The organism is Mycobacterium parascrofulaceum ATCC BAA-614 (assembly GCF_000164135.1).
Classification (GTDB): Bacteria; Actinomycetota; Actinomycetes; order Mycobacteriales; family Mycobacteriaceae; genus Mycobacterium; species Mycobacterium parascrofulaceum.
In genome coordinates, this window is the sequence record NZ_GG770557.1 from 73661 (window position 1) to 78110 (window position 4450).

4 protein-coding genes are annotated in these 4450 nt (G+C 71.9%); 1 reads left to right on the forward strand and 3 read right to left on the reverse strand.

What is annotated here, in order from left to right; all coding sequences use genetic code 11:
* Nucleotides 1-55: 55 nt before the first annotated feature.
* Nucleotides 56-1858 carry an AMP-dependent synthetase/ligase gene (locus HMPREF0591_RS21700; RefSeq protein WP_007170808.1) on the forward strand — a complete coding sequence of 601 codons (1803 nt, stop codon included), beginning with the start codon at nucleotides 56-58 and terminating at the stop codon, nucleotides 1856-1858.
* A gap of 127 nt (nucleotides 1859-1985) precedes the next feature.
* Here HMPREF0591_RS21700 and pimB read toward each other — a convergent pair whose 3' ends face one another.
* The 3 genes from pimB to HMPREF0591_RS21715 all read right to left on the reverse strand — a co-directional run.
* Complete coding sequence (pimB, locus tag HMPREF0591_RS21705) at nucleotides 1986-3128, reverse strand: GDP-mannose-dependent alpha-(1-6)-phosphatidylinositol monomannoside mannosyltransferase (protein WP_007170809.1); 1143 nt, start codon at nucleotides 3126-3128, stop codon at nucleotides 1986-1988.
* Between the two features lie 46 nt (nucleotides 3129-3174).
* Nucleotides 3175-4014 carry a hypothetical protein gene (locus HMPREF0591_RS21710; RefSeq protein WP_083212328.1) on the reverse strand — a complete coding sequence of 280 codons (840 nt, stop codon included), beginning with the start codon at nucleotides 4012-4014 and terminating at the stop codon, nucleotides 3175-3177.
* Nucleotides 4015-4060: 46 nt separating this feature from the next.
* On the reverse strand, nucleotides 4061-4450 hold a 390-nt coding region (locus HMPREF0591_RS21715), incomplete at its 5' end, for an NlpC/P60 family protein (RefSeq protein WP_040623685.1).

The following is a 4450-nucleotide window of genomic DNA, read 5'->3' on the forward strand; positions in this document are numbered from 1 at the left end:
ACGACAACAACCCGGCCACCGGAACGTCAGCCAAGCCAAAACGAGGTCAGTAAGAGTGCGTGAGTACAGTGTCCCCGCCCGCTTCTCCGTCGGCGAGCACGACAACATCGCGGCCATGGTCTTCGAGCACGAGCGCGAGGACCCCGGCTTCGTCATCTTCCGACGTCAGATCGACGGCGCCTGGACCGACGTCACCTGCGCGGAGGTGGCCGACCAGGTCCGCTCCGCGGCGCTGGGTCTGATCGGGCTCGGGGTCCAGGCCGGTGACCGGGTGTGCATCTTCTCGGCCACCCGCTACGAGTGGGCGATCGTCGACCTGGCGATCCTGTCGGTGGGCGCGGTCACCGTGCCGATTTACGAGACGTCGTCGGCCGAGCAGGTGCGCTGGGTACTGCAGGATTCCGAGGCGGTGCTGGCCTTCGCCGAGACCGACGCCCACGCCGCGATGGTCACCGAGCTCACGGCCGAACTGCCCGCCATGCGCCGCGTGCTGCACATCGACGGCTCGGGCCCCAAGGCGCTCGACCAGCTCGCCGAGGCCGCCGCGTCGGTCGAGCCCGCCGAGCTGACCGCGCGCCAGGAGGGGCTGCGCGCCGACGACCCGGCCACGCTCATCTACACCTCGGGGACCACCGGACGGCCCAAGGGCTGCCAACTCACCCACTCCAACCTGCTCTACGAGACCCGCGGGGCCAAGGAGTGCCTGCCGACCCTGCTGGACGAGGGGCAGCGGCTGCTGATCTTTCTGCCGCTGGCCCACGTGCTGGCGCGCTCGCTGACGCTGTCGGCGTTCGCCAACAAGGTGACCGTCGGGTTCACCAGCGACATCAAGAACCTGCTGCCGATGTTCGCCGTGTTCAAGCCGACGGTGGTGGTCTCGGTGCCGCGGGTGTTCGAGAAGGTCTACAACACCGCCGAACAGAACGCGGTCAACGACGGCAAGGGGCGGATCTTCGCCGCCGCCGTACAGGCCGCGGTCGACTGGAGCCAGGCGCAGGACCGCGGGCGGCCGGGACCGCTGCTGCGGGCCAAGCACGCGCTGTTCGACCGCCTCGTCTACCACAAGCTGCGCGCCGCGCTGGGCGGCGAATGCCACGCGTCGGTCTCCGGGGGCGCGCCGCTGGGCGCGCGGCTGGGCCACTTCTACCGCGGCGTGGGCCTGACCATTCACGAGGGCTACGGCCTGACCGAGACCAGCTCGGCCATCACGGTCAACCAGGTCGGCAACGTCAGGATCGGCACGGTCGGAACGTTGTTGCCCGGCAACAGCATGCGCATCGCCGACGATGGCGAGCTGCTGGTGCGCGGCGGCGTGGTGTTCAGCGGCTACTGGCGCAACGAGCAGGCCACCCGGGACGCGTTCACCGACGGCTGGTTCAAGACCGGCGATCTCGGCGCGCTCGACGAGGACGGTTTCCTGAAGATCACCGGGCGCAAGAAGGAGATCATCGTCACCGCCGGCGGCAAGAACGTGGCCCCGGCCGTGCTCGAGGACCAGCTGCGGGCGCACGCGCTGATCAGTCAGGCGATGGTGGTGGGCGACGCCAAGCCGTTCATCGGCGCGCTGATCACCATCGACCCCGAGGCGTTCGGCGCCTGGAAGGAGCGCAACCACAAGGCGGCCGGCGCGTCGGTGGCCGAGCTGGCCACCGACCCGGATTTGGTCGCCGAGGTGGACGCGGCCGTCAAGCACGCCAACCAGGCGGTGTCGCACGCCGAGTCGATCCGCAAGTTCCGCATCCTGCCGGTCGACTTCACCGAGGACACCGGCGAGCTGACGCCGACGATGAAAGTCAAGCGCAACGTCGTCGCCGAGAAGTTCGCCGCCGACATCGACTCGATCTACGAAAAGGACTAGCGACCCGCCGGGAGTTGAGCTGGGGCACCGAGCTGGGGCACAGCCCCCTGGACCCCTCGACCGCCGAGCGTCACGCCAGCGTGGCGCGGGGCGCCGAGCGTCACGCCAGCGTGACGCTCGAGGGTCGTCACCCGCGCAGCAGCCCGGCCAGCCGGGCGGCCAGGGTGTCCCACCGCCACTGAGCCATCACCCACTCGCGCCCGGCCGCGCCCATCGCGGCGGCCCGCTCACGGTCGCCGAGCAACTCGGCGACGGCGTCGGCGACCGCGTCCACCGAACGCCCATCGACCACCAACCCGGTCTTGTTGTGCTGCACGGCTTCTGGCGCCCCACCGGAATCACCGGCGATCACCGGCTTGCCCGTCGCGGACGCCTCCAAGAAGACGATGCCCAGCCCCTCGACGTCCATGCCGGCGCCGCGGGTGCGGCACGGCATCGCGAAGACGTCGGCCAGCGCGTGGTGTGCCGGGAGCTCGTCCGCCGGCACCCCCCCGGTGAACGTGACATGGTCGGCCACCCCGCATTCGCGCGCCAGCTTGCGCAGCGATTCCAGGTAGGGGCCGCCGCCGACGACGACCAGGGCGGCGCCGTCGACGCGCCGCCGGATCGACGGCAACGCCTTGATCAGGGTGTCCTGGCCCTTGCGCGGAACCAGTCGGGAGACGCAGACGACCGTGGGCCGCGCGCCGAGCCGGTACCGGTCGCGCAGCGCGGCGCCGGCCGCCGCGTCGGGGTGGAACCGGTCGGTGTTCACCCCGGGCGGCAGGTATTCCAGCGAGGCATTGGGCCCGAAGGCCGGCGCGAACCGGGCACGGGTGTAGCGGCTGACGAACGTCACGACGTCGGTCGTATCGCCGATGCGACGCAGCACCGATCGCGCGACCGGGAGCATCGACCAGCCCACTTCGTGGCCGTGCGTGCTGGCCACCACCCGGGTCGCCTCGGCCTGGCGGGCGCGCTGCGCCAGCAGCGCCAGCGGGGCCGCCGCGCCGAACCAGACGGTGTCGATGTCGTTGTCGGCGATCAGCCGGCGCATCCGTGCGTCCACCACCGGGCCGGGCAGCATCAACGTGCCGGGATGACGCACCACGCGATAACCGGCCTCCTCGGCGGCGGCGTCGAAGGCGTCGGCGCCCTTCCACTGCGGCGCGTACACCGTCACCGAATGCAACCGGGCGTCGACCAGCCGGCCGACGAAGTCACTCAGGTAGGACTGGATGCCACCCGGCCGGGGCGGAAAGTCGTTGGTTACCAGCAGGACCCGGCTCACTGCGTCAGGCTAGCGTGAGGCCCGCGCGCTTCGTGCGGGGCCTCGGTCAGCGCGCGTGGGTCAGCCACTCGTGCCAGCGCACCAGCACGCCGGGCACCTCGGTGGCCAGGACGTCGTGGAGCGCGGTGGGCACGTCGGTGTGCCCGGGGCCGCAGACGGCCAGGTACAGATCGCGCAGCTTGGCCGCCCCGTAGGTGTCCGCGACGAAGCGGGCGAACCACCACGCGCGGTCGTACGCCAGCGAGCGCTGCGACCCGGGCGCGTCCAGGTCGGCGTCCGAGGGCAGGGTCAGCGGCACCGGCAGCGCGTCGGCGGGCACCGGGGCCTGGGGCCGCGCGACGAAGTCGGCGACGCCTTCGGTCAGCCAGCGGGGCGCATCCGGGGCGGTGTCCACGCGCGCGGCGTAGTGAAAAAGCTCGTGGATCAACACGATTCGCAGCGCTCCCGCGGTCATGTTGGCGGCCCCGGGCGCGAAGACGATCCGCTCACCGATGGCGACGCGACGCGCGGCGTCGACCCGGTCGACGACGGTCACGGCCGCGATGTCGGCCCACTGCGCAGCGGGGCCACCGCCGGCGGCGGCGCGGAACTCCTCGTCCGTGTGGGCCGCGACCAACGCGATCTCACGCGACCAGTCGACGCCCCAGAAGGCCTCGACCGCGCCGATCGCGCCGCCGACGGCGGACGCCACCCGGGACAGCAGGCGGTCGCCGGCCGGGCCGCCGTGACCGATGAGCCGGACGGTGCGATCGCCGACGACCAGCGACCTCGACGTCGCGCTGAACTGGGCGCGTGCGGGGGTGACCAGCTGGGGGGGTCGCGCCCGGCGATCGAGGGCGGCGTCGAAGGGCACCGCCGCCGCGAGGATCAACTCCAGGACGAACACCCAGGCCAGCAGTGCTGAAAGCCGCCGGCGGTGCGGGCCGGGGAACCTAGTAGCGACGGGCGTCGTGGACCGGGCCTGCGGCATTCATCGGGACCACCCGCACCGGCTGGCCGTACGTGGAGGAATGGATCACCATGCCGTCACCGACGTAGAGGCCGCTGTGTGATGCGTCGTTGTAGAAGGTGATCACGTCCCCGGGCTGCAGGTCCGACAGCGCCACCGGTTGGCCGCCTACGGCCTGCGCCTGGCTGGAGTGCGGCAGCGAGATACCCGCCTGCTGGAACGCCCACATCACCAGGCCCGAGCAGTCGAACCCGCCGGGCGCGGCACCGCCCCACACGTAGGGCGAGCCGACCTGAGTCAGCGCCGCCTGCACGACGGTCGCGCGGTCACCGCCGCCGAACGGTCCGGGCATTCCGCCTGGCGGAGGAGCCAC